General features: G+C 74.5%; 22 protein-coding genes. 13 read left to right on the top strand and 9 right to left on the bottom strand.

Features of this window, described 5'->3' with window-relative positions:
* The first annotated feature begins 132 nt into the window (after positions 1-132).
* Positions 133-645, top strand: coding sequence for an ATP-binding protein (locus tag ACFY15_RS24055; RefSeq protein ID WP_390687832.1), 513 nt, complete (start codon positions 133-135; stop codon positions 643-645).
* Here ACFY15_RS24055 and ACFY15_RS24050 read toward each other — a convergent pair.
* A complete protein-coding gene (locus ACFY15_RS24050) occupies positions 564-1,490 on the bottom strand; it encodes a cyclase family protein (RefSeq protein ID WP_390687831.1) in 927 nt (308 codons plus the stop codon). The genes ACFY15_RS24055 and ACFY15_RS24050 overlap by 82 nt on opposite strands.
* 100 nt (positions 1,491-1,590) lie before the next feature.
* Between ACFY15_RS24050 and ACFY15_RS24045 the strand changes: the two genes are divergently transcribed.
* The 3 genes from ACFY15_RS24045 to ACFY15_RS24035 are packed head-to-tail and all read left to right on the top strand — an operon-like array spanning position 1,591 to position 4,808.
* Entirely contained in the window at positions 1,591-2,502 is a 912-nt protein-coding gene (locus ACFY15_RS24045; RefSeq protein ID WP_390687830.1) for an SDR family oxidoreductase, read from the top strand.
* 33 nt (positions 2,503-2,535) lie between these two features.
* Complete coding sequence (locus ACFY15_RS24040) at positions 2,536-3,735, top strand: acyl-CoA dehydrogenase family protein (protein WP_390687829.1); 1,200 nt, start codon at positions 2,536-2,538, stop codon at positions 3,733-3,735.
* On the top strand, positions 3,732-4,808 hold the full coding sequence (locus ACFY15_RS24035) for a Zn-dependent alcohol dehydrogenase (protein ID WP_390687828.1): 1,077 nt from the start codon (positions 3,732-3,734) through the stop codon (positions 4,806-4,808). The genes ACFY15_RS24040 and ACFY15_RS24035 overlap by 4 nt, the downstream gene beginning before the upstream one ends.
* 51 nt (positions 4,809-4,859) lie before the next feature.
* On the opposite strand, the gene ACFY15_RS24030 is transcribed toward ACFY15_RS24035, so the two are convergent.
* Positions 4,860-5,477, bottom strand: a complete 618-nt coding sequence (locus ACFY15_RS24030) for a flavin reductase family protein (RefSeq protein WP_390687987.1) — start codon at positions 5,475-5,477, stop codon at positions 4,860-4,862.
* Positions 5,478-5,691: 214 nt separating this feature from the next.
* On the opposite strand from ACFY15_RS24030, the gene ACFY15_RS24025 reads away from it, so the two are divergent.
* Positions 5,692-6,483 (top strand): VOC family protein, encoded by a 792-nt coding sequence (locus ACFY15_RS24025; RefSeq protein WP_390687827.1) that lies wholly within the window; start codon positions 5,692-5,694, stop codon positions 6,481-6,483.
* A gap of 128 nt (positions 6,484-6,611) precedes the next feature.
* Here the strand turns inward: ACFY15_RS24025 and ACFY15_RS24020 are convergent, their stop codons facing one another.
* The 3 genes from ACFY15_RS24020 to ACFY15_RS24010 all read right to left on the bottom strand — a co-directional run bounded on the left by ACFY15_RS24020 (position 6,612) and on the right by ACFY15_RS24010 (position 11,365).
* Positions 6,612-7,424 carry an enoyl-CoA hydratase/isomerase family protein gene (locus ACFY15_RS24020; protein WP_390687826.1) on the bottom strand — a complete coding sequence of 271 codons (813 nt, stop codon included), beginning with the start codon at positions 7,422-7,424 and terminating at the stop codon, positions 6,612-6,614.
* A 293-nt stretch (positions 7,425-7,717) separates the two neighbouring features.
* Positions 7,718-9,952 carry an acetate--CoA ligase family protein gene (locus ACFY15_RS24015; RefSeq protein WP_390687825.1) on the bottom strand — a complete coding sequence of 745 codons (2,235 nt, stop codon included), beginning with the start codon at positions 9,950-9,952 and terminating at the stop codon, positions 7,718-7,720.
* A 255-nt stretch (positions 9,953-10,207) separates the two neighbouring features.
* Complete coding sequence (locus ACFY15_RS24010; RefSeq protein WP_390687824.1) at positions 10,208-11,365, bottom strand: flavin-containing monooxygenase; 1,158 nt, start codon at positions 11,363-11,365, stop codon at positions 10,208-10,210.
* 171 nt (positions 11,366-11,536) lie between these two features.
* Between ACFY15_RS24010 and ACFY15_RS24005 the strand changes: the two genes are divergently transcribed.
* The 3 genes from ACFY15_RS24005 to ACFY15_RS23995 all read left to right on the top strand — a co-directional run bounded on the left by ACFY15_RS24005 (position 11,537) and on the right by ACFY15_RS23995 (position 13,238).
* On the top strand, positions 11,537-12,310 hold the full coding sequence (locus tag ACFY15_RS24005; RefSeq protein WP_390826041.1) for a maleate cis-trans isomerase: 774 nt from the start codon (positions 11,537-11,539) through the stop codon (positions 12,308-12,310).
* A 68-nt stretch (positions 12,311-12,378) separates the two neighbouring features.
* The gene (locus ACFY15_RS24000; RefSeq protein WP_390687822.1) at positions 12,379-12,831 is read left to right on the top strand and encodes a DoxX family protein; all 453 of its coding nucleotides are present in this window, start codon (positions 12,379-12,381) and stop codon (positions 12,829-12,831) included.
* On the top strand, positions 12,828-13,238 hold the full coding sequence (locus ACFY15_RS23995; protein WP_390687821.1) for a Zn-ribbon domain-containing OB-fold protein: 411 nt from the start codon (positions 12,828-12,830) through the stop codon (positions 13,236-13,238). The genes ACFY15_RS24000 and ACFY15_RS23995 overlap by 4 nt, the downstream gene beginning before the upstream one ends.
* A 157-nt stretch (positions 13,239-13,395) precedes the next feature.
* On the opposite strand, the gene ACFY15_RS23990 is transcribed toward ACFY15_RS23995, so the two are convergent.
* Entirely contained in the window at positions 13,396-14,061 is a 666-nt protein-coding gene (locus tag ACFY15_RS23990) for a pyridoxal 5'-phosphate synthase (RefSeq protein WP_390687820.1), read from the bottom strand.
* 65 nt (positions 14,062-14,126) lie between these two features.
* On the opposite strand from ACFY15_RS23990, the gene ACFY15_RS23985 reads away from it, so the two are divergent.
* Positions 14,127-14,702: a hypothetical protein gene (locus tag ACFY15_RS23985; protein WP_390687819.1), complete on the top strand. Its 576-nt coding sequence runs from the start codon at positions 14,127-14,129 to the stop codon at positions 14,700-14,702.
* Positions 14,703-14,729: 27 nt separating this feature from the next.
* Here the strand turns inward: ACFY15_RS23985 and ACFY15_RS23980 are convergent, their stop codons facing one another.
* Together ACFY15_RS23980 and ACFY15_RS23975 are read right to left on the bottom strand one after the other, a co-directional pair.
* Positions 14,730-15,569 (bottom strand): PhzF family phenazine biosynthesis protein, encoded by an 840-nt coding sequence (locus ACFY15_RS23980; RefSeq protein WP_390826040.1) that lies wholly within the window; start codon positions 15,567-15,569, stop codon positions 14,730-14,732.
* A gap of 187 nt (positions 15,570-15,756) precedes the next feature.
* Positions 15,757-16,968 carry an acetyl-CoA acetyltransferase gene (locus ACFY15_RS23975; protein WP_390687817.1) on the bottom strand — a complete coding sequence of 404 codons (1,212 nt, stop codon included), beginning with the start codon at positions 16,966-16,968 and terminating at the stop codon, positions 15,757-15,759.
* A 157-nt stretch (positions 16,969-17,125) separates the two neighbouring features.
* On the opposite strand from ACFY15_RS23975, the gene ACFY15_RS23970 reads away from it, so the two are divergent.
* Positions 17,126-18,388 (top strand): acyl-CoA dehydrogenase family protein, encoded by a 1,263-nt coding sequence (locus ACFY15_RS23970; protein WP_390687816.1) that lies wholly within the window; start codon positions 17,126-17,128, stop codon positions 18,386-18,388.
* Positions 18,388-18,873, top strand: coding sequence for a nitroreductase family deazaflavin-dependent oxidoreductase (locus ACFY15_RS23965; protein WP_390687815.1), 486 nt, complete (start codon positions 18,388-18,390; stop codon positions 18,871-18,873). Before ACFY15_RS23970 ends, ACFY15_RS23965 begins: the two co-directional genes overlap by 1 nt.
* Before the next feature lie 54 nt (positions 18,874-18,927).
* Here ACFY15_RS23965 and ACFY15_RS23960 read toward each other — a convergent pair whose 3' ends face one another.
* Complete coding sequence (locus ACFY15_RS23960) at positions 18,928-19,575, bottom strand: TetR family transcriptional regulator (RefSeq protein ID WP_390687814.1); 648 nt, start codon at positions 19,573-19,575, stop codon at positions 18,928-18,930.
* 340 nt (positions 19,576-19,915) lie between these two features.
* Here ACFY15_RS23960 and ACFY15_RS23955 point away from each other — a divergent pair, with 340 nt between their 5' ends.
* Positions 19,916-20,806, top strand: a complete 891-nt coding sequence (locus ACFY15_RS23955; RefSeq protein WP_390687813.1) for a VOC family protein — start codon at positions 19,916-19,918, stop codon at positions 20,804-20,806.
* A 193-nt stretch (positions 20,807-20,999) separates the two neighbouring features.
* A complete protein-coding gene (locus ACFY15_RS23950) occupies positions 21,000-23,474 on the top strand; it encodes a PQQ-binding-like beta-propeller repeat protein (RefSeq protein WP_390687812.1) in 2,475 nt (824 codons plus the stop codon).
* The last annotated feature ends 71 nt before the right edge of the window (positions 23,475-23,545 follow it).

Raw genomic sequence — 23,545 nt, 5'->3', positions numbered from 1 at the left:
TCCGATGGTTGGGAAGCCGGACCGACGCCCGAAGTGCAGCCGCCCGCAGCCCTGTTGGGGTGTGCGGATGGCCAGGGACACGGGTTGCAGGGGCCGGGCTCACGGTCGTCCGCGTAGGGAGATGAACCCACGATGAACACGAGCGCATCACTGCACGTCGAGCCCGCCCCCGGGGCCGGGCTCAGCTACCGCATGGTCGCGCCGAGTCGGGCCGACACCCCTCGGATCGCCCGTGACTGGGTGGCTTCCGTCATGCGGAGTGCCGGGCACGGTGAGTTGGAGGAGCGGGCGCGGCTCTGTGCGTCCGAGGTGGTGACGAATGCCTACCGGCACACCGATACGCCTGAGATCGGGGTCGAGGTCGCGTTCACCGGCGACCGGGTGACCGTCTACGTGTCCGACTGCGCCCCCGAGCGCTGGCCGCAGGGCGGCGGCGGTGGGTTCGGGGGGCTGGCGACCTGTGGGCGGGGGCTCGGGCTCGTGGCCGCCTATGCCGACGACTGGGCCGCCGTGGCGCAGGGGGAGTGCGTGAAGGCGGTGTGGTTCAGTCTGGTGGTCGGGGGTCAGAGGATCGCGACCGGGGCCACCGGCGTGCCCGTGCCGCCCACGAAGGGTTCCGGCATCGCCGAGAGGAGGAAGGCGTAGAGGCCCGCTTCCGCACAGGCTGTGGACAGGGACTCCAGGTTCCAGTTCTGGCCCTGGTGCATGCCCATCTCGACCAGGTCCAGCGCGTGCACCGGCAGCCAGAGGTTCTCGATCTCGGGCGGGAAGATCTCGAAGGTGAGGGTGTCGTTCGCGACGGCCGCCACGTCGCGGGCGTGGAACCACTCCGGGGTGTGGATCGAGAGGCCGGGTGACGGGAAGCCGTAGCCGTGCCTGTCGCCCGTCAGGTAGACCTGGATCTGGCCGGTGCGGACCAGGACGATGTCGCCCGCGCGGACCGTCAGCCCGGCGAACTCCTCCGCCTCCGCCAGGTCCTCCGGGGTGACCGCGTGGCCGCCCGGGAGGCGGTCCACGCCCTTGGCGCGGGCCACGTCGAGGAGGACCCCGCGCGAGACGATCGGGGCGGCCTTGTCGATACCGCTGTACAGGGCCCGGGCGTGCGCGGTGATCGTGGAGGCGGGGCGGCCGTTGTAGATCCGGCCCGAGTGGGAGACGTGGGTCAGGGCGTCCCAGTGGGTGGCCGCCTGGAGGCCCATCGTCACGGCGTCGTCGCTGCAGGCCACCGTGCCCGGGCCGAAGAGCTCCTGGTTGATCTGGACCATGGTGTGGAGCGGGTTGATCCGCCCCGGGATCATGCCGGCCTGCACCCCGTCCTCCTTCAGCGGGAGGGCCAGGGGGACGCGGCGCCCCATGCGGACCTCCGCGGCCGCCGCCCGGACGACCTCCTCGGTGATCAGGTTCAGGGTGCCGATCTCGTCGTCGGCTCCCCACCGTCCCCAGTTGTTGACGCGTTTGGCGATCTCGTGGAACTCGGGGGGCAGGGTCATGGCCGCCATCCACTCCTTGGACGAACAGGGGCTTGTGGGAAGGGATCTGACTGGTCATAGAATCTAACGGACCGTCAGAAAAAGCGGGAAGGGGCCGGACGTGGGGAACTTCTTGTCAGGCAAGGCCGTCGCCGTCACCGGCGCGGGCCGGGGCATCGGCCGCGCCGTGGCGCTCGCCGCCGCCGCCGAGGGCGCCAGGGTCGTCGTCAACGACTACGGCGTCGGGATCGAGGGGAACGCGCCCACCAGCGAGGTGGCGGAGGACGTCGTCAAGGAGATCCTCGCGGCCGGCGGCGAGGCGGTGGCCGTCGCCGACGACATCTCCACCATGGCCGGCGGCCAGCGCGTCGTCGACACCGCCCTCGCCGAGTACGGGCGCATCGACGGCGTGGTCTGCGTCGCGGGCATCCTGCGCGAGCGGATGCTCTTCAACATGTCCGAGGAGGAGTGGGACCCCGTCGTCGCCACCCACCTCAAGGGCACCTTCACCGTCTTCCGCGCCGCCTCCGCCGTCATGCGCCGGCAGGGCACCGGCACGCTCATCGGCTTCACCAGCGGCAACCACCAGGGCTCCGTCGCCCAGGCCAACTACAGCGCCGCCAAGGGCGGGATCATCTCCCTCGTCCGCAGCGCCGCCCTCGGGCTCAGCAAGTACGGGGTCACCGCCAACGCCGTCGCCCCCGTTGCCCGGACCCGGATGTCCGCCAACGTGCCCATGGAGCTCAAGGAGATCGGCGAGCCCGAGGACGTCGCCGCGCTCGTGACGTACCTGCTCAGCGACCGCGCCAGGACCGAGGGCATCACCGGGCAGGTCTACACGATCGCCGGTCCGAAGATCGCCGTCTGGGCCCAGCCGCGCGAACTGCGCGCCGGGTACGCCGAAGGGGCCTGGACCCCCGAGAAGATCGCCGACTTCCTCCCCGGCACCGTCGGCACCGACCCGATGCCGATGCTCGCCCAGCTGGAGGCCATGGCCAAGGCGGCCGCCGCCAAGGACCGCCCGAACGCCTGAGGGCCGGGGAAGGGGGGAGGAAGGGGAAGCAGCGTGGACTTCAGCTTCGGCCCGGAGGCCGGGGAACTGCGCGCCCGCGCCCGGGCCTGGCTCGCCGGACACCTCGTCGGCCCGTACGAGGCGGCCATCGGCCTCGGCGGGCCCGGCAGCGAGCACGAGGGCCTCGGAGCCCGCCGCGACTGGGAACGGGAGCTCGGCCGCGGCGGCTGGATCGGCACCGGCTGGGACGCCCCGGCCGGCGCCTACGGACAGCAGCGGCTCTCCCTCACCGGGCAGGTGGTCTGGGCGGAGGAGTACGCCGCGCAGCGCGCCCCCGGCCGGGTCGGCCACATCGGCGAGAACCTCCTCGCCCCCACCCTCCTCGCCCACGGCACCCCCGAGCAGCAGGCCCGCTTCCTGCCCGGCATCGCCCGTGGCGAGGAGCTGTGGTGCCAGGGCTACAGCGAACCCGACGCCGGGTCCGACCTCGCCGGGCTGCGCACCGCGGCCGTCCGGGACCCGGCGGACGGGCTGCTGCGCGTCACCGGCCAGAAGATCTGGACCTCCCTGGCCCGCGAGGCCGACTGGTGCTTCGTCCTCGCCCGCACCGAGCCCGGCTCGCGCCGCCACCGCGGCCTGTCCTTCCTCCTGGTCCGGATGGACCAGCCGGGCCGGGTGGAGGTCCGGCCCATCCGGCAGATGTCGGGGACGGCCGAGTTCAACGAGGTCTTCTTCGACGGGGCCGTCGCGGAGGAGGTCGTCGGCGGCGAGGGCAACGGCTGGACCGTGGCCATGGGACTGCTGGCCCTGGAACGCGGGGTCTCCACCCTGGTCCAGCAGATCGGGTTCGCGGCGGAACTGGAGCGGGTGGTCGCGGCGTACGCGGCTTCGGGTGCGCCCGATCCGGTGCTGAGGGAGCGGCTCGTACGGCAGTGGGCCGAGCTGCGCACCATGCGCTGGAACGCCCTGCGGACCCTCGGGGAGGCCGGGGACGCCGGTGCGCCGAGCGTCGCGAAGCTGCTGTGGGGCGGCTGGCACCGGCGGCTCGGCGAGCTGGCGGTGGCGGTCGGGGGCGCCCGGGCCACCGCCGGGCCGGGGCCCTGGGCGCGCGGGGTCCCGTACGAGTTCGGACTCGACCAGGAGCAGCGCCTGTTCCTGTTCAGCCGGGCCGACACGATCTACGGCGGCTCGGACGAGATCCAGCGGAACATCATCGCCGAGCGGGTGCTCGGCCTGCCTAAGGAGCCCAGGTGAGAGGCGTCGTGTTCGACGGCAAGCAGGCCCAGGTGGTCGGGGACCTGGAGATACGGGACCCGGGACCGGGGGAGGTGCTGGTCGCGATCACCGCGGCCGGGCTCTGCCACAGCGACCTTTCGGTGATCGACGGGACGATCCCCTTCCCGCCGCCGGTGGTGCTCGGGCACGAGGGGGCCGGGGTGGTCGAGGCGGTGGGGCCGGGGGTGACGCACGTGGCGCCCGGTGACCATGTCTCCCTGTCGACCCTCGCCAACTGCGGGGCCTGCGCGGACTGCGACCGCGGCCGGCCGACGATGTGCCGCCGGGCGATCGGGATGCCGGACCGGCCGTTCTCGCGCGGCGGGCAGCCGCTGTTCCAGTTCGCGTCGAACTCGGCGTTCGCGGAGCGGACCCTGGTCAGGGCCGTGCAGGCGGTGAAGATCCCCGAGGACATCCCGATGACCTCGGCCGCGCTGATCGGCTGCGGGGTGCTCACCGGGGTGGGGGCCGTGCTGAACCGGGCGAGGGTGGGGCTCGGGGAGACCGTCGTGGTCATCGGGACGGGCGGGATCGGCCTGAACGTCATCCAGGGGGCCCGGATCGCGGGCGCGTCGGTGATCGTGGCCGTGGACGCGAACCCGGCGAAGGAGGCGGTGGCGCGGCGGTTCGGCGCGACGCACTTCGTGGACGCCTCGGCGGCCGGGTCCCTGGCCGACACCTCGGCGGCCGTCCGGGAGGTCCTGCCGACCGGTGCGGACCACGCCTTCGAGTGCGTGGGCAGTGTGAAGCTGATCCGGCAGGCCGTGGACCTGCTGGACCGGCACGGGCAGGCGGTGCTGCTGGGCGTGCCGGGGTTCAAGGAGGAGGCGTCGTTCCTGGTCTCCTCGATGTACCTGGACAAGACGATCATGGGGTGCCGGTACGGGTCCTCGCGCCCCCAGCGCGACATCGCCCTGTACGCCGGGCTGTACCGGCAGGGGAAGCTGCTGCTGGACGAGCTGGTGACGGAGGTCTACCCGGTGGAGGACTTCGCGAAGGCCGTGGACGACGCGCGGCACGGGCGGGTGGCGCGGGGCGTGCTCACGTTCTGAGGGCGGGCCGGTGGCCCGGTGTGCCTCACGCGCGCCGGGCCGCGGCCGGGATCAGTCGGCCAGGCGCCCGAAGCGGCCCTTGTGGAAGAGGAGGGGACCGCCCTCGCCCTCGGCGCCCATGGCCTCGACCCGGCCGACGACGATCAGATGGTCCCCGCCGGTGTGGACGGCGTGGATCCGGCAGTCGATCCAGGCGGGGACGTCGTCGAGCTGCGGGGACCCGGTGGCCGGGGCGGGTCGGTGGGAGACGCCGGCGAACTTGTCGGTGCCGCTGACGGCGAAGGCGCGGCAGAGCTCCCCCTGGTCGGCGCCCAGGATGTTGACGCAGAACACCCCGGCGCGGGCGATGCGCGGCCAGGTGGTCGACGTACGGGCCACCATGAAGGTGACCAGGGGCGGGTCGAGGGAGAGTGAGGCGAAGGACTGGCAGGCGAAGCCCGCAGGGCCCTCCTCGTCGTCGGCGGGCGGCGCGGTGATGACCGTGACCCCGCTGGCGAAGTTGCCGAGGACGGCCCGGAACTCGGCGGGGCTGACGGGCGCGCGCTCGTCCTCGCCGACGGCCCGCAGGTCGGGGCGCGGAAGAGCGTCGACCTGCGCGGTACCGGGCTCCCCGGCAGCGGAGGTGGGGGAGCCGGCTGACCTGAGGTATCGGACGACGGTGGCCGCCATCCCTGCGTGTCCCATCACCCTTCGATTGAACCTGACGGCTCGTCAGATGAGAAGGGGTGTGTGGGCGGGGAAGCCCGCGGCGCGGGCGGGGGCGCGGACGCGGTGACGCCGAACGGGTGAATCCGACCGGCCGTGGCGGCCCGTGCGCCCTTCGGCGGGTGGGGGGTGGGCATGGTGGCGAGCGACTGCGTGGCGCCTACCTGTGGAGGACCTGATGCTCGGCACCGACTTCCGTACCGGATCGCCCAACTGGCTCGACCTCGGCAGCCCCGACATCGGCGTGGCCGCCGCCTTCTACCGGGCCGTCTTCGGCTGGGACTTCGTCTCCGCCGGGCCCGAGGCGGGCGGATACGGGTTCTTCCGGCAGAACGGCAGGACGGTGGCCGCGCTCGGACCGCTGACGGAGGAGGGGGACTCGGCCTGGACGGTGTACTTCCAGAGCCCCGACGTCCGGGCCACCGCCGACGGCGTGCTGCGCGCGGGCGGGAAGGTGCGGGTGGTGCCGATGGACGTGATGGGGGAGGGCTGGCTCGCCCAGTTCACCGACCCGCAGGGCGCGCGGTTCGCCTGCTGGCAGCCCGGGAAGACGGTCGGACTGGAACTGGCCTCGGCCGAGAACAGCCTGGTGTGGGTGGAGCTGCACGTGCCGGATCCGGCGGCGGCACTCACCTTCTACGGTCGGGTGTTCGGCTGGCGGTCGGCGAAGATGGAGACGCCGGGGATGACGTACCAGGTGCTGAGCCTCGCCGAGGGCGACCAGCAGGACACCTCCTTCGGCGGGGTCGCGCCGCAGGGGGAGGGGGCGGGCGGGGCGTCGAACTTCCTGCCGCGCTGGGTGCCGTACTTCCACGTGGCGGACGCGGACGCGACCGTGGCGGCGGTGGAGGGGGCCGGGGGCGTGGTGCTGATGCCGGCGGCGAACGTGCCGGACGTCGGGCGGATCGCCTGGGCGGCGGACCCGGCGGGCGCGGTGTTCGCGGTGCTGAGGCCGGACCCGCGGATGTAGCCGGGTGGTCGGGCCGCGGGCCGCGGGCCGCGGGCCGCGGGGCGGGGGAGCGGCAGGACGGCGGGACGGCGGGACGGCGGGGCGGCGGGGCGGCGGGGCGGCGGGGCGGCGGGCCCGGGCCCCGCGCCTCAGCGTCCGAGGTACTCGGGGGTGCGGCGCTCCACGAAGGCGGCCACGCCCTCGTTCGCGTCGGCGGTGGTCATGTTGAGCTCCTGGGCGGTGGCCTCGGCGGCCAGAGCGGTGGCGCGGTCGCTGTCCAGGGAGGCGTTGACCAGCTGTTTCGTGAGCGCGAGGGCGCGGGTGGGGCCCTGGGCGAGGCGCTCGGCCCACTCCCGGGCGGCCGCCTCCAGCCCGTCGGCCGGGACGACCTTGTTGACGAGGCCGAGGCGGGCGGCCTCCTCGGCGGGGACGGCGTCGCCGAAGAACATCAGCTCCTTGGCCTTCTGCGGGCCGAGCAGGCGGGGCAGCAGATACGCGCCGGCGCCGTCGGGGACGAGGCCGCGGCGGACGAACACCTCGATGAAGCGGGCCTGTTCGGCGGCGATGACGAGGTCGCAGGCCAGGGCGAGGTGGGCGCCGATGCCGGCGGCCGTGCCGTTGACGGCGGCGATGACGGGTTTCTCGCAGTCGAGGACCGCGGTGACGAGGCGCTGCGCCCCGAGGCGGATCATGCGGGCCACGTCGCCGGCGACGCGGTCGGTGGTGCCGCTGCCGCTGCCGCTGCTTCTGAGGTCGGCGCCGGCGCAGAAGCCCTTGCCGGTGGCGGTGAGGACGACGGCACGGGTGCCGGGGTCGGCGGAGGCCTCGCCGAGCAGCGCGATGAGGCGCTCGCGCTGGTCCCGGGTGAGGGCGTTCATGGCGTCGGGGCGGTTGAGGGTGATCCAGGAGACACCGCTCTCGAAGCGGTACCGGATCTCGTCCGAGGGGGCGGCGGGCGTCATGGGTCTCCGTTCCGGGGGCCTCTGTCCCGGCCCGGCGTCCGCTGGGTCGGCCGGGCGGTGCCTGCTGTGTGCGGGATCGGGGGTTCGCGGGGTCTGGCGGGCCGGGCGGTGTGCGGGGCAGCACGATCCGGCCCCGCCGGTGTTTGAGGCGCGGGGTCTGGGGCGGAGCCCCAGGACGCGGTCCGCAGGCGGGCGCGCTGCGGTGGGGACGGGGGTCCGGGCGCAGCCCGGGGAACGGGGGAAGGGCGGGGCGGGGAGCGGCTCGCGCAGCGGGACCACGGATCCGCCGGAGGCTAGTGGCAGAGGGCGAGCGCGTCCAGCGCCACCGCCCCCTGCCCCCGCGGGAGCACCATCAGCGGGTTGATGTCCAGCTCCGACAGCTCGTCGCCCAGTTCCAGCGCCATCCGCTGGACCCGCAGCACCACCTCCACCAGCGCGTCCACGTCCGCCGGCGGAGCCCCCCGTACGCCGTCCAGCAGCGCGGCGCCGCGGAGTTCGCGGAGCATCGTGCGGGCCTGGTCCTCCCCGAAGGGGGGTACGCGGACCGCCGCGTCGTGGAGGACCTCCACCAGGACGCCGCCCAGGCCCACGGTGACGGTCGGGCCGAAGAGGGGGTCCCGGGTGACGCCGACGACCATCTCGACGCCGCGTTCGACCATCTGGCAGACCAGGATCCCGTCCAGCGGGATGTTCTCGTAGCGGGCGATGTCCGTCAGCTCGCGGTAGGCGTCGCGGATCTGGCTCGCCGAGGTGAGGCCCACCTTGACCAGGCCGAGTTCCGTCTTGTGGGACAGTTGCGGCCCCGAGGCCTTCATGACGACGGGGTAGCCGACCAGGCCGGCGGCGCGGACGGCCGCCGCCGCGCTGGTGACCAGCTGTTCGCGGGGCACCCGGATCCCGTAGGCCCGCAGCAGCTGCTTCGCCGCGTGCTCGCTGAGCTGCTGGCCGGGGCGCATCAGGGCCCGGGCCTTGCGGTAGGAGGGGGAGGGGGTGCGGGGGGCCTCGTCGAAGGGGGAGCGGTAGGAGGCCGTGAAGCGGTGGTGGCCGAGGTAGGCGCGGACGGCGGTGATGCAGTTGCCGAAGGTGCGGAACGTGGCCACGCGGGAGGAGCCGAGGAGGGTGGAGCGGTACGCCTCCTCGGTGCCGACGGGGGAGCCCCAGATGACGCAGACCAGCTTGTCGGTGGCTTCGGCGGCGTCGACCAGGTCCTGGGCGAGCCTGTCGCTCATCGGGGGGAAGGGGCCGGTGATCGGGCAGATCAGGACGCCGACGGCGGGGTCGGCGAGGATCGCGTCGATGATCTTGCGGCCGCGCCAGTCGCCCACGGGGTGGCCGCCGTTGTCGACGGGGTTGGCGACGTTGAGGTACGGGGGTATCCACTGGTGGAGCTCGGCCTGTTTGGCGTCCGAGAGGGTGGGGAGGGTGAGCCCGGCCTCGGTCGCCAGGTCGGAGAAGTGGGCACCGGTGCCGCCGGATATGGAGTAGACGACGACCCCCTCCGCCTGCGGGGGCCTGGCCCGGGCGAGGAGGGCGGCGGTGTCCTGGAGTTCGTCGAGGCCGTCGACGCGGATGACGCCGAACTGGCGCATCGCGGCGTCCACGACGGTGTCGGCGCCGGTCAGTTTGCCGGTGTGGGAGGCGGCCGTGCGGGCGCCGGTCTCGGTGCGGCCGACCTTGACGGCGACGACGGGGACCCCGTTGCGGGCGGCCCGGTCGGCGGCGAGGAGGAAGGACCGTCCGTCCTTGAGGCCCTCGACGTAGCAGGCGATGGCGCCGACCTCGGGCCGCTCGGCGAAGTAGGAGATGAAGTCGGCGGTCTCCAGGTCGGCCTCGTTGCCGGTGGGGGCCCAGTGGGAGAGGCGGATGCCCAGCTCCTGGAGGGTGTAGACGGGCCGCCCCTGGTGGCCGGACTGGGTGATCAGGGCGATGGCCGGGCCGTCGAGGTCCTCGCGGAACTCCTCGAAGGCGTTGAGGTTGGTGTTCGGGCCGAGCAGGCGCAGCCCCGAGCGCTGGACGGCGGCGGTCAGCCGGGCCTGGGCGGCGGCGCCGCTCTCGCCGGTCTCGGCGAAGCCGGAGGCGAAGGCGACCGCGAACCTGATCTTGGTGTCGGCGAGTTCCTCGATGACCGGGACGGGGTCGGCGACGAGCAGGACGGCGAGGTCGACCTGGTCGGGCAGCTCGGCCACGGAGGCGTGGCACGCCAGTCCGAAGACGGAGGTCCGGGTGGGGTGCACGGGGTGCACGCGGGCGCCGACGCGTTCGGCCCAGGCGATCAGCTGCCGGGTGATGCCGGTGTTGGGCCGGCCCTCGGCGTCGGAGGCGCCGATGACGGCCACGGACTCCGGCCGGAAGAACCGGTCCAGGTCGGGTACGTCGGAGTGCAGGGGCCGGCCGCTGACGTCCCGTTCGGCCGCGTTCCCGGCGGCCGGTGCCGCCGTGGAGTGGACGGCCGTCCTGGGGGTCTCCCCGCAGGCCTCGACCCGTGCGCGGAAGTCGGTGGTGAGGGTGCCGTGAGTAGATCCAAGCATCGCTTCGCCCCGCCCTGCTCGATGAACCTCGATGGAGTCGTCGGTAGCTGACGTGTTGTCAGATTACTGAACTGACGCGCCGTCAGGAACAGGGATGCGCAGGAAAGGTGGTGGAGGTGGTGTGCCTGAACCGTGGCAGAGGTGTTCGGGCGCCGTCCAGACCGGATCCGGCCGAGGGGCCGGCCGGGGGTCCGGCCGGCGGTCACCGGGGAGGGGGGCCCGCGGCGCGGGGTGCGGCCGCCGGGCGGGCGTGCCTCAGCGGGACAGGGCCTTCGCCACGCGCCGCGCGTCCCGGGCCAGTTCGCGGAACATCCCGCTGATCGGGTTCGTGTAGCCGGTGAAGTACAGGCCCGGGGCGTGCGGGGCGGTGCGGGGGCCGTGCGCGAGGGGGCGGCCGCGGCCGTCCAGCACGTCCAGGTGTCCGACCAGGGCTTCGAGGCCCCGGCGGTAGCCCGTCGCGGCGATCACCGCGTCGGGGGTGAGCGCCGTCCCGTCGGTCAGGAGCACCCGGTCGCCGTCGAAGGCGGCCACGGCGGCCACGGGTTCGACCCTCCCCTCGCGCACCGCGTCGATCAGGCCCACGTCCTGCACCGGGATGGCCCCCTGGCGCGCCCTGCTGTACAGGCCCGACGCGGGCCGGGGGAGTCCTTGCGCGGACAGGTCCGGGACCGAGGCCTTCGCGGCCAGCGCCCCGAGCCGGTCCACGAGCCGCACCGGCAGCCTGCGGACGAGGATCCCCGTGCGCTGCGCCGGCCAGCCCAGCGTCGAGCGGCGCACCACGTGCGGGGCGGTGCGCACCGCGAGCCGTACCCGGGCCGCCCCGCCCTCGGCGAGGTCCACGGCTATCTCGGCCCCGGTGTTGCCGACGCCGACGACCAGCACGTCCCGCCCCGCGTACGGCGAGGGCTCGCGGTAGCCGGAGGCGTGCAGCAGCCGCCCGGTGTAGGTGTCGGCGCCCGGCCAGTCCGGCAGGTGCGGAGTGTGGTTGAAGCCGGTGGCCACCACCACGGCCCGGGCCGCCAGCAGCCGCCCGCCGGAGGCGTGCAGGGTCCAGCCGTCCCCGTCGGCGGCACGCTCGATCCGGGTCACCTCCACGCCGGTGACCAGCTCCAGCTCGTGGTGCTCGGCGTACTTCTCCAGGTACCGGACCACGTCGGCCCGCGCGACCCAGCGCCCGAAGCGGCGCGGCATCGCCAGCCCGGGCAGGGCCGACAGCCGCCGGGTGGTGTGCAGCCGCAGCCGCTCGTAGTGGCTGCGCCAGGAGGCGCCGACCGCGTCCGACTTCTCGACGACCACGGCGCGCACCCCGCGGGCGCGCAGCGCTGCGGCGACGGCGAGTCCGCCGGGTCCCGCGCCGATCACGTACACGGGGCGCGGCTGGGTGCTGGTCAGATCGGGTGCGGGGGCGGGCATGAGGAGTGAGCGTATCGACACACAGGGTTGATGGGTCTCGGACGAGGAGGGAATCGATTGCGGATCGGTCACGGGGGCGGAGGCGGCGGCCGGGGGCCCGGCGCGGCTCGGCGGCAGAGCGGGGTGGGCCCTGACAAAGTGGGGCGTTCCGGTAGTGGAGAGGAGTGCGTGATGTGGCAGCCCGACGGGTGGGACGTGCGCGTCCGGCTCGGTGTCCTCACCCCCCACGCCGACGTCGGCCCCGAGTCGGAGCTGCGCGCCATGGCCCCGTCCGGTGTGGGCCTGCACTACGCGCGGGTGCCGTTCGGCGGGATGGGGAGCGGCGGCGTGATGGAGGCGACGATCCCGCTGGCCCCCGTACGGGCCTTCGCCGAGCCCCCGCAGGTGGACGACGCGGCCGGGCTGCTGGCGGCCGCGCCGGTGGCGGTGCTCGCGTACGCCTTCACCAGCTCCTCGTACGTGATCGGGACGCGCGGCGAGGGGTTCATGCTGGCCCGGCTGCGCGAGCGCGCCCACGGCCTGCCGGTGGTGGCCACCTGCGCGGCCGCCGTCGAGGCGCTGCGCGCCCTGGGCGTCGGGCGGATCGCCCTCGTCGACCCGCCGTGGTTCGACGAGACCCTGAACGAGCTGGGCCGCGGCTACTACGAGGAGGCCGGCTTCGAGGTCCCGTACGCCGCCCCGTGCGGGCTGCCCGGCGGGCAGGCGCAGGTCACCCCGCAGGGGCTGCACGACTGGGTGGCGGAGCGGGTGGGCGACGCGGCGGAGGCCGTCGTGGTCGGGGGGAACGGCTTCCGCGCGGTCGGCGCGATCGCCGCCCTGGAGGCCACCCTGGGCCGCCCGGTGCTGACCGCGAACCAGGTCCTGCTGTGGTCCGCCCTGCGCGCGGCGGGTGTGGGGGCGGACGGCGTCGAGGGGTACGGGCGGTTGTTCACGGAGGTCGTCTGAGGCCTTGCGGGATCGGCGTCGATCCGCTGAACTGACGTACCGTCAGATCGAGTGGAGGGTGGCGGTCCATGCAGACCATCTGGCTCAGCGGGGCCGAATGGCTCGCCGTGCTGCGCACAGGCCTCGGCCTGTGGTGGCTGGAGAGCTGGCGGCACAAGGACAAGAAGGGCTGGTTCGAGCGCGGTACCGGCATCGCCTGGGCCGCCGACGTGGCGGGCAGGCACCGCTGGTCCTTCGTCAAGAGGGGCTTCGCTACCGTCGTCGAGCCGCGGCCGCGGCTGATGGCGTACGTCGTCGTCTACGCGGAGCTCGCCCTGGGACTGGGCCTGGTGCTCGGGTTCCTGACCCCGGTGGCGCTGGCCGGCGGACTGCTGCTGAACCTGCTCTACCTGGTGCTGATGATCCACGACTGGGCGGAGCAGGGGCAGAACTCGATGATGGCGCTCGCCTCGGGCGTCGCGCTCTTCGGGGTCTCCTGGCAGACCTGGTCCCTCGACTCCGCGATGGGGATCCTGCTGTGAGCGCCGCGCGGTACGACCTGCCCGAGGCCGACGACTTCACCCGCCCCTACTGGGACGCCGCCGCCGGGGGGAGGCTGCTCCTGCGGCGCTGCGCCGACTGCGGGCGCGCCCACCACTACCCGCGCGAGTTCTGCCCCTTCTGCTGGGCCGGCGAGGAGCGGGTGGCCTGGGAGGAGGCGAGCGGACGCGCCACCCTCCACACCTGGTCGGTGGTCCACCGCAACGACCTGCCGCCGTTCGGCGCGCGGGTCCCGTACACGGCCGCCGTGGTCGATCTGGAGGAGGGGCCCCGGATGATGACGGAGGTCGTCGACTGCGTGGAGGAGGACCTGCGCATCGGCATGCCGCTGCGGGTCGCCTTCCGGGAGGCGGCCGAAGGGGTATGGATTGCGGTGTTCCGCCCATGAAAGGGTTGTTCATCCGCGTATCGACCTCTGAAAACCCTCAACTCTCTTGTTCGCGGCGCGGTCCGGCGGACAGGATCAGGTCAGGCGAAGCGCTCTCGCACATCCTCTGACCAGGGAGGTTCCACCGGACCGGCTGAAACGGTTCGCCGTCGCGCGTTCACGGCCAGAGGAGCTCGCGGGTCCAGCCGTCCCGCCCGTCGCGGCGGTAGCGCAGGCGGACGTGGCGGCGGGCGGCGTCGCCCTGGAAGAACTCCGCCTCCGCCGGGTCCAGTACGTACCGGGTCCAGGTCGGGGCCGGGGCGTCCGGTTCGGCCGCGGCCCGCTCCCAGGCGGCGGCCGAGGCCTCGGCCAGCTCCTGCGGGGAGCCCAGCACCTCGCTCTGCCGGCCCGTCAGCGCCGCCGCCAGGGCGCCGCGCGAGCGGACCGCCAGGTCCGCCCGGCTCTCCTGCGGCCCGCACGCGGTGACCCGGCCCCGCAGGCGGACCTGCCGTCCCACCGCGGGCCAGTAGAAGACCAGCGCGGCCTCCGGCCGCCCGGCCAGCTGACGGCCCTTGGCGCTGGTGGCGTGCGAGGCGAAGTGCCAGCCCCGCGCGTCCGCCTCGTGCAGCATCAGGATCCGCACGTCGGGCCGCCCGTCGGCGTCCACCGTCGCCAGGCTCATCGTGTGGGGCTCCACCTGCCCCGCCCGGGCGGCGTGCACGAACCACTCCCGGAACAGCTCCAGGGGCTGCCCGGGCGCCGACGCCGGGTCGAAGGCGGGCAGCGCGGTGTCCCAGACGCGCAGGGAGTGCAGGAGCTCGTGGAACTCGGAATCGCCGGTCATGGCGACAGGCTAGTGACCCGGGCCGTGGGTTCGGCCGTCTGCGTGGGGCACCCTAGGGTGCCCCCATGGACATCCCCAGAGCCGCCGCCCGCACGCTGGTCCCGCTCGCCGCGGTGCCGGTCCTGGCCGCGCCCGTCGCCGCGCACTACCACCGGCCCGGCGGCCCGGTCCTCGCGGCCGAGCTCGACCACCCCGTGCTCCTCGCCGCCCTGGCCGTCCTCGCCCTCACCGCGGCCGCCCTGCTCGCCTCCCGCCGCCCGGCGCTGCGCAAGGCCGCCGGCCTCGTCCTGGCCGGGGCCTCCGTGGCCGGGGTGCTGGCCGTTCCGGCGTACGCGGTGATGTCCGACCCCTTCCCCGACCTGGAGTGGGACGTCCCCGCCCCGGACGGCTCCGCCCGCCGGCTGGTGGTGGAACGGGGGCCGGGGCTGACCGACCCGGTCTGGAGCATCCATGTCGACGCCGGCTCCTTCCCGACGGCGCGCCGCTGGCCGGTGGCCTCGTACGTCTCCCAGTACCCCAGGGGCGTCCTCCAGGCCGAATGGAGGGACCCGTCCCGCATCCGCCTGATCGACCTCGACCACCACCACCACGACCTGCGCATCGCCCCGGACGGCAGGCCCCTGGACACGCTGGACTGGTAGCGGGGCCCAGGCCCCGCGCCCGTACGGTCAGGCGATCGGGACCGCCGTCCCCGTCACCTCGATGCCCGCCGCCGGATCCGCCGGCACGCCCACCGTGATCAGGCTCGGCCGCCCCATGTCCACGCCCTGGTGGACGGTGAGGACCGCCGGCACCTCCACCAGACCCAGGCTCCGCAGGTACCCGCCCAGCGCGGCGGACGCCGCGCCCGTCGCCGGGTCCTCCACCACACCCCCCGGCGGGAAGGGGTTGCGGGTGTGGAAGACGGTCGGCGACTCGCGCCGTACCAGGGCGACCGTCGTCCAGCCGCGGCGCGCCATCAGCGCACCCAGCGCCGCCATGTCGTAGTCGAGGTCCGCCAGCCGCTCCCGGCTCGCGGCCGCGATCACCGGATGCCAGGCCCCCGCGTACGCGGCCCGGGGCGGCAGCGCCGGGTCCAGGTCGGCGGCCGACCACCGCAGGGCGGCCAGCAGCTCCGCCAGATCGGCCTCGGAGATCTCCTCCGTACGCGGCGCGACGCTCACCAGCGTGGCGACCACCGCCCCGTCCGGCCCGGCCGAGGTGGTCACCGGGACCGGGCCGGCCTGGGTGTGCAGCAGCAGTTCACCCACCCCGTACCGCTGGGCGTGGGCGACGGCGGTGGCGATGGTGGCGTGCCCGCAGAACGGCACCTCGTTCTGCGGGCTGAAGTAGCGGACGTCGAGTTCCCCGTCCTGCCGGGGAACGGCGAACGCCGTCTCCGAGTAGCCGACTTCCGCCGCCGTGGCGGCCATCGTCGCCTCGTCCAGGCCGGCGGCGTCCAGCACCACGCCCGCCGGGTTCCCGCCGAGCGGATCGGTGCTGAAGGCCACGTAGCGCAGGAGGTCCATGGGCAGAACGTAGCGGGGTCGCGGTTTGCCCGTCAAAGCCCTTGTGCGGTACGGACGTTGACGTACGGAGGCCCCGTGCTCGCCCAGGTGGGCAGCTGCCCGTCCGTCCGCACACCCACCGCGAAGCCGGGCGCGATCCGCCGGCCCCCGGCTCGGCCGCACGGCGTGGAAGAACCGCGGATCCAGCTCACCCCCGCCCCAGCAGCACCGTCCCCGACGAGCAGAACCAGCCGCCGGTGCCGGAGGCCAGGGCGACCTCCGGGAGGGTGCCGTCGCGCCTCGTGACCTGTCGGTCCGGGCCCGCCTCGCCGCGGAGCTGGCGGACGGCCTCCACCAGGAGGAACAGGCCGCGCATGCCCGGGTGGCAGGCCGAGAGGCCGCCGCCGTCCGTGTTGACCGGGAGGTCGCCGTCCCGCAGCAGGCGGCCCTTCTCCACGAAGGCGCCGCCCTCCCCCTTGGCGCAGAAACCGAGGTCCTCCAGCGTCACGAGCGTCATGTACGTGAAGGCGTCGTAGATCTCGGCGAGGTCCACGTCCGCCGGGGTGAGGCCCGCGCGGGCGAAGGCCAGGCGGCCCGAGACGGCGGCCGGGGAGACGGTGAAGTCCTCCCATTCCGACATCGTCGTGTGGGACACCGACGTACCCGTGCCCAGGATCCAGACGGGGGCCTTGGCGCTGTCCGGGACGTAGTCCTCCGCCGCCAGGAGCACCGCGCAGCCGCCGTCGGAGCGGATGCAGCAGTGCAGCTTGGTGAACGGGTCGGCGATCGGCTCCGAGGCGAGGACGTCCTCGACCGTGATCGGGTCGCGGAACATCGCGTCCGGGTTGGCCGCCGCGTTGGCCCGGGCCTGGACGGCCACCGAGGCGAGCTGTTCCAGTGTCGTCCCAAAGGCGTGCATGTGCCGGCGCGCGGCCATCGCGTACTTCGACACCAGCGTGTGCCCGTACGGCGCCTCGAACTGGAGCGGCCCCCGCGAGCCGAACGACAGGTTCGACGTACGCCGCCGGGCCCTGATGTCGGCGCGGGCCGTGGAACCGTAGACGAGCAGGACGGCGTTGGCGTGGCCGGCGGCGATGGCGTCGGTGGCGTGGGCCGCCATCACCTCCCACGTCGATCCGCCGACGGAGGTGGAGTCGACCCAGGTGGGCCGCAGCCCGAGGTACTCGGCCACCTCCACCGGCGCGAGGACGCCGAGGCCCGCCGAGGCGAAGCCGTCGATGACGGAGCGGTCCAGGCCGGAGTCGGCCAGCGCCCGCCGGGCGGCCTGCGCGTGCAGGGCGTAGGGGGTCGGGCCGTCCACCCGGCCGCAGTCCGACAGGGCGACGCCGACCACCGCGACCCGGCGGCGGGGTGCGGCGGGGGAGACGGGCACGGGGGGTTCAGACAGGGGTCCAGGCATGGGGGGACGGTACAGCTGACGATGCGTCAGGTGCTAGCCCCCCCGCGTGCCGGCGGCCCCCGTCGGCACCTCCGCGACGACACCCGTCCCGCCCCTGTGCATCTCGATCCCGCCGCCCTAACATGACGCCCCGTCAGATACGGGGAGGAGCCCGACGATGGATGCCGCCTTCACCGCGGAACAGGACGAGATGCGCCGTACCCTGCGCGAGATCCTGGGCAAACACTGCGGCCCGGACGAGGTCAAAGCCGCCGTCCGGACCGATGCGGGACACGACCGCGAGCTGTGGCAGCGGCTCTCCCGGCAGCTCGGCCTGCCCGGCATCGCCATCGCCGAGGAGTACGGCGGCGTCGGCTGCACCCCGGCCGACCTGGCGCTGGCCTGCGAGGAGACCGGGAGCGTGCTGCTGCCCTCGCCGCTGCTGGCCACCGCCGTCCTGGCCGCCCCGCTGATCGGTGCCCTCGGCACCGCCGCCCAGCGCGCGGAGCTGCTGCCCGCGCTCGCGGCCGGGGAACTGACCGCCGCGCTCGCCGTCCCCGGCCCCGCCCTGGCCACCGCCCTCGCCCTGACCGGGGACAACGCTCCCGGCGACTGGGCCGGCGGGGGCCGTGCGGGCGGGGTGCAGGCGCGCGCCGACGCCGACGGCTGGCGGCTGTACGGGGAGGTGGCCCAGGTCCTCGACGGGCACAGCGCCGGCCTGCTCCTGGTCGCCGCGCACACCGGCGGCTTCGCCCGGGCCCGGACCCTGCTGTTCGTCGTCCGGGGGGACGCGCCCGGCCTCGTGCGGGCCCGCCGGACCACCCTCGACGAGACCCGCCCCCAGGGCCGCGTCCAACTGCGGAACGTGGAGGCCCGGCTGCTCGGGGAGGAGCCCCACCGGGCGGACGGCGGGGCCGCCACCCTCGCCGCCCTGGCCGCCACCGGCCGCCACGCCGCCACCGTCCTCGCCGCCGAGGCCGTCGGCGCGGCGGGCCGGGCGCTGGACCGCACGGTGGAGCACGTCCGCCGGCGCGAGCAGTTCGGCCGGCCCCTCGGCTCCTTCCAGGCGGTCAAGCACCGCCTCGCCGACCTCCACGTCCAGGTCCAGGCGGCCCGCTCCGCCGCCTACTACGCCGCATGGGACCCCGAACAGGGCGCCCTCGCCCTCGCCCAGGCCCTGGAGGCCCTGCGGATCACCGCGGGCGAGGCCATCCAGCTGCACGGCGGCATCGGCTTCACCTGGGAGCACGACGCCCACCTCTACTTCAAGCGGGCGGCCGCCGACGAGCTGCTCTTCGGCCCGGTCCACCGGCTCCGCGCGCACGCCGCGCAGCGGGCCGGCCTCTTCGACGCCCCGGACCCGGCGACGCCCGCGACCACGCCCGCGGCCACCCCCACCCCCGCGGCCACCTCCGCGACTCCACAGAAGGCGGCCGTCTGATGGCTCCCGGTGCGACCCTCCCCGTCAAGCTCATGCAGAAGGTCTCCTCGACCCTCCTCTTCGCGAAGATCGCACCGCACTTCATCCCCGCCATGGACAAGGCGGTGCACCGCCTGACCGGAGGGAAGGTGCTGCTCAGCGCCCGCATGCTGCCGGGCGTGATCCTCACCGCCCGGGGGGCGAAGAGCGGCGAGCCGCGCACCACCCCGCTCGCCTGCATGCCGGAGGACGGAGGCGCGAGCTGGCTGCTGATCGGCTCCAACTTCGGCCGCCCCGGCCATCCGGCCTGGACCGGGAACCTGCTCAGGAACCCGGACGCGGACGTGAACTGGCAGGGGCGGGACATCGCGGTACGGGCCCGCCTGCTGGAGGGGGCCGAACGGGCCGAGGCGTGGAAGGCGGTCCTGCGGTTCTGGCCGCCGTACGCGACGTACCAGGCGCGCATCGAGCGTGAGATCAGGCTGTTCCGCCTGGAGCGGCGCTGACCGCAGGCGTACGGGAACCAGCGCCGGCGGCGGACCCCTCGCAGGGGTCCGCCGTCACCTGGTCGGCTTCTTGCCGGTGATGCCCAGGTGGACGAGCAGCGCCAGGTTCGGCCTGAGTTCCGCCTGCTTGACGCCCCAGGTCTGGAATCCCTTCTGGTGCGAGGCGACCGCGGCCAGCATCGCCACCAGGGAGCCCGCCATCGCGGCGGGGCTGAGGTCCTTGTCGACCCTGCCCTTGGCCTGGAGCTCCTTCATCGACTCCGTAAGGGAGTTGGTGACGGAGTTCAGGATCTTCATGCGGATCTTGTAGAACCGCTTGTCGCCCTCGGCCGCGCCGAGGTCCACGACGCGCAGGATCGCGTCGTTGCGCCGCCAGAAGTCCAGGAATCCCTCGACGAGTTCCTCGGCGGCGGCCCAGCCGGCCTTGCCGACCCAGCTGCGGCCCTCGACGAGCGCCGTCAACTGGGCGCCCTCCGTGGCCATGTGCTCGGCGATCTCCAGGACGGCACCCTCGACGTCCGGGAAGTACTGGTAGAAGGTCGCGGGGGAGGTACCGGCCTTGCGCGCGACGTCGATCACCTTGACGTCGCGGTACGGCGAGGAGCTGAGCATCTCGCTGAGGCAGTCGAGCAGCTTCTGCCGCGTCGCCTGGCCGCGCCGGCCGGCGACACGCCCGTCGACGGTGCGTACTTGTCCTGTCATGCCGTCAGCTTACCGAGGGGGCTCCGGAGCGCTATTCGGCCGCCTGCAAATGGGGTTACGGGCCCGCCGACCAGCCCCGGAGCGGCCGCGGGGCATCGGGCTACGGCAGATTTCAGCCGAATTGCCGGGCAGTCGCGGGGCAGACGTGACACCGGAGGCCCTGCTCCTGTCACCGCTCATCCCCCGAATAGTCTTGTCAACAGGGTGTGGACAACTTTTCAGGAGGATCCTGTCCACCAGGGGCGAAACCGGGAAAGGCGACCAACCCCACCACCCCCGTCATCTCCGGCGAGTCCGTGAGAAACCCTGCGAGACCCAGCGCAACGGAAGGAACCTCCCCATGATCGCATTCGCGGAAGGGTCCCCCTGCTGGGTCGACGCCTCGCTCCCCGACGTCGAGGCGGGCAAGCGCTTCTACGGCGAGCTCTTCGGGTGGACCTTCGCGGACAGTGCGGGACCCGAGTACGGCGGCTACACCCAGGCCTACAGTCGCGGCCGCAACGTCGCCGCCCTCGCCCCCAAGCCCGACGGCCGCATGCCCACGGTCTGGGGCGTCTACCTGTACACCGTCGACGCCTACGCCTGCGCGGCCCGCATCCGCGCCGCGGGCGGCCAGATGGTGATGGACCCCCAGCCCGTCGGCCCCTACGGCACCGCCGCCATGGCCGCCGACCCCGGCGGAGCCGTCTTCGGGCTCTGGCAGCCCGGCACCCACCACGGCTTCGAGGCCCAGGACGAGCCGTACACGTACTGCTGGGCCGAGCTCTACACCCGCGCCCGCGACGCGGTGGACGTGTTCTACGCCACCGTCTTCGGCTACGTCCCCGAGGACCAGTACGACACCGAAGACGGCACCGGCACCACCGGCACCACCGGCTCCACCGGCACCGCGGGAACCACCGGAGCGGCCTCCGGCGCCGAGTACCGCCTGTGGTCCCCGCCCGGCAGCACGCCGGGCGCCGACACCGCCGTCCTGGGGCGCAGCCTGATCACGGACGCCTTCCCGGAGATCATGCCCGCCCACTTCCTGGCCTACTTCGCCGTCCCCGACTGCGACGCGAGCGTGGCCACGGTGCGGCGCCTCGGCGGGCGCGTCACGGCCGATCCGTTCGACACGCCGTACGGCCGGATCGCCGTCGTCGCCGACAATCAGGGGGCCGTCTTCGCCCTCCTGTCGCAGTCGCGCGGGAATGGGGGCCGGGAGCCGGGGCCGGACCAGGCGCGGGCCTGACAGAATCGGGACTGCGCGACTCCTGGCCACGGGCCCGGAGTCGGACGCCGCACGCGGCGGGACGGGGTGCCGTCCCCGCCGGCGATGCCGTACGGGACGCCGGGCGGCCGTCCGCGGTGCCGCGCGCTGGTGGACGCGCTGTTTGCAGGAGCGGGCCCGGGCAGAGGGCTCGTACGGGGAGGTGTGGAGGCGAGTGGTGGAGCAGCTTACGCAGCACGACCCGAGACGGATCGGCCCCTTCGAGGTGCTGGGACGGCTCGGCGCCGGCGGCATGGGGCTGGTCTATCTCGCGCGGTCGGCGTCCGGTCGGCGGGTCGCGATCAAGACGGTGCGCACGGAGCTCGCGGAGGACCAGCTGTTCCGCGTGCGGTTCACGCGCGAGGTCGAGGCGGCGCGGGCGGTGTCCGGTTTCTACACGGCGGCCGTGGTCGACGCCGACCCGCGCGCGGCCGTGCCGTGGCTGGCGACCGCGTACGTGCCGGCGCCCTCGCTGGAGGAGATCGTCAACGAGTGCGGGCCGATGCCCGTGCAGGCCGTCCGGTGGCTCGCGGCCGGTATCGCGGAGGCGCTGCAGTCCATCCACGGGGCGGGCCTCGTCCACCGGGACCTGAAGCCGTCCAACGTGCTGGTCGTCGAGGACGGGCCGCGCGTGATCGACTTCGGCATCGCGAGCGGCGTGTCCAACACGCGCCTGACGATGACGAACGTGGCCGTCGGCACCCCCGCCTACATGTCGCCGGAGCAGGCGAAGGACTCACGCAGCGTCAAGGGCGCCAGCGACGTGTTCTCGCTCGGCTCCACCCTCGTCTTCGCCGCGACCGGGCACCCGCCGTACCACGGGGCGAACCCGGTCGAGACGGTGTTCATGCTGCTGCGCGAGGGACCCAACCTCGACGGGCTCCCGGACGAGCTGCGGCCGCTGATCGACTCCTGCATGCAGATGGACGCCACCCAGCGCCCGACCCCCGCCGACCTCCAGGCACAGCTCGCGCCGCACCTTTTCGACGGCGGCGACGACAGCGGCACCGCCTCGGCGTGGCTCCCGGTGCGGGCCGTCGCGATGATCGAGGCCCGGCGCGCCGGCAACCGTACGTCCGTCGCCGGCGTCCCGGCCCCGGGCGGCCCCTCCCAGCCCCCGCGGGGCGGATCCGCGTCCGCTTCCGCGTCCGGGCCCGCCCCCGGGCCCGCCCCCGGGCCCGTCTCCGCACCGCCCGTCTCCGGCCCCACCACGCACCGCCGGCCCCCGCGCGGCACCGCCGACCCGTTCACCGACCCGCGCACCGGGCAGGCCCTGCCGCCGCGCCCGGACCGCCCGCCGATGGCCCCGGCGTCCTCGCTGCCGGGCGCGCCGGTGCGCCTCGGCGGCTCCCCGGTGCCGATCGGGCCCGGCCCGCGGGCGACGGCCTCGGCCCCGGCCGGGCACGCCTCCGCGCACTCGGCGACCGGCTGGGTGCGCCCGCCGGCCGGCGTCTCCGCGTCCGCCGCCGCCCCGGTGGCGACCCCGTCCGTACCGGCCCCCGGGCCGTCGCCGGACAGCGGCCGGTGGCGGCCGTGGCGCTTCCGCATGTCGAACGAGGTCTGGGGCACCCCCACCGTCGCGGGCGACCTGCTGTACGTCACCTCCTTCGAAGTGCACGCCCTGGACGTGGGCAGCGGGCGGCGCCAGTTCAAGACCCGTGACGTCGCCTGGTCCATGGCGGTCGCCGACGGCCGCATCCACGCCTCCGACGGCCCCTCCCTCTTCGCCCTCGACGCCACGGACGGCTCCGAGCGCTGGCGGCTGAACGCCGACGCGTGGGTGTACGCGCTGCGCGCCGAGAGGGGCACCGTCATCACCGCCACGCGCGGCGGCGGCGTCCAGGGCTGGGAGGCCTCCAACGGCCAGAAGCTGTGGGAGCTGACCGGCGCCCAGTCCGACTTCGAGACGCCGGAGGCGGCCCCCGTCCTCCACGACGGCACGGTCTACGTCTGGCAGGACGCCCGGCTGCGCGCCCTCGACGCCCGCTCCGGGCTGGAGGCCTGGTCGTACCCGGTCGGGGACGCGGCCTCCTGCGGCAACGTCCCGGTCCGCGTCACCCCGGCCCCCGACGGCAACGTGTACGTGGCCGCCGGCACCCGCGTGCTGTCCGTCGACCGGGCCTCGGGCCGGGTCCGCTGGCACTTCGAGGCGCCCGCCGTCTTCCTCGCCCCGCCCGCGTTCGCGCCGGGCCCTGCGGTCACGGGAGGCGGGGTGTACCTCGCGGACTACCTGGGCACCGTCTACGCCCTGGACGCGGCCACCGGCAAGGACCGCTGGCGCATCGCCACCGAACCGCGCCCGGCCGCGGACCCGGTGCTGGTGGCGGGCGGCAACGTCCACCTGGGCGCGGGCAGCGCCCTCTACACGCTCGACGCGGTCACCGGCACCCCGAAGTGGCGGTTCGCGGCCGGCGGTGAGATCACCGGGCCCCCGGTGGTCGCGGACGGCCGGGTCCACTTCGGCTCGGCCGACCACTGCCTGTACACCCTGGACGCGGCGGGCGGGCAGCTGCGCTGGAAGCTGGCCACGGGCGGCGAGATCACCGGCGCGCCGGTGGCGGAGGCGGGCGTGGTGTACGCGTGCAGCAAGGACCGCTGCGTGTACGCCCTGGACGCCGCCAAGGGCACGGGCACCCGCACGGGAGGCTGACCGGCCGGGGCCGGGGCGCGGACCGCCCTCCGGCCCCGACCGAACGCAGTCCGAACCCGCCCGGAACACCC

Origin of the sequence: Streptomyces sp. NPDC001373 (assembly GCF_042895815.1) — a bacterium.
Classification (GTDB): Bacteria; Actinomycetota; Actinomycetes; order Streptomycetales; family Streptomycetaceae; genus Streptomyces.
This window is presented reverse-complemented; position numbering and strand designations above follow the sequence as displayed.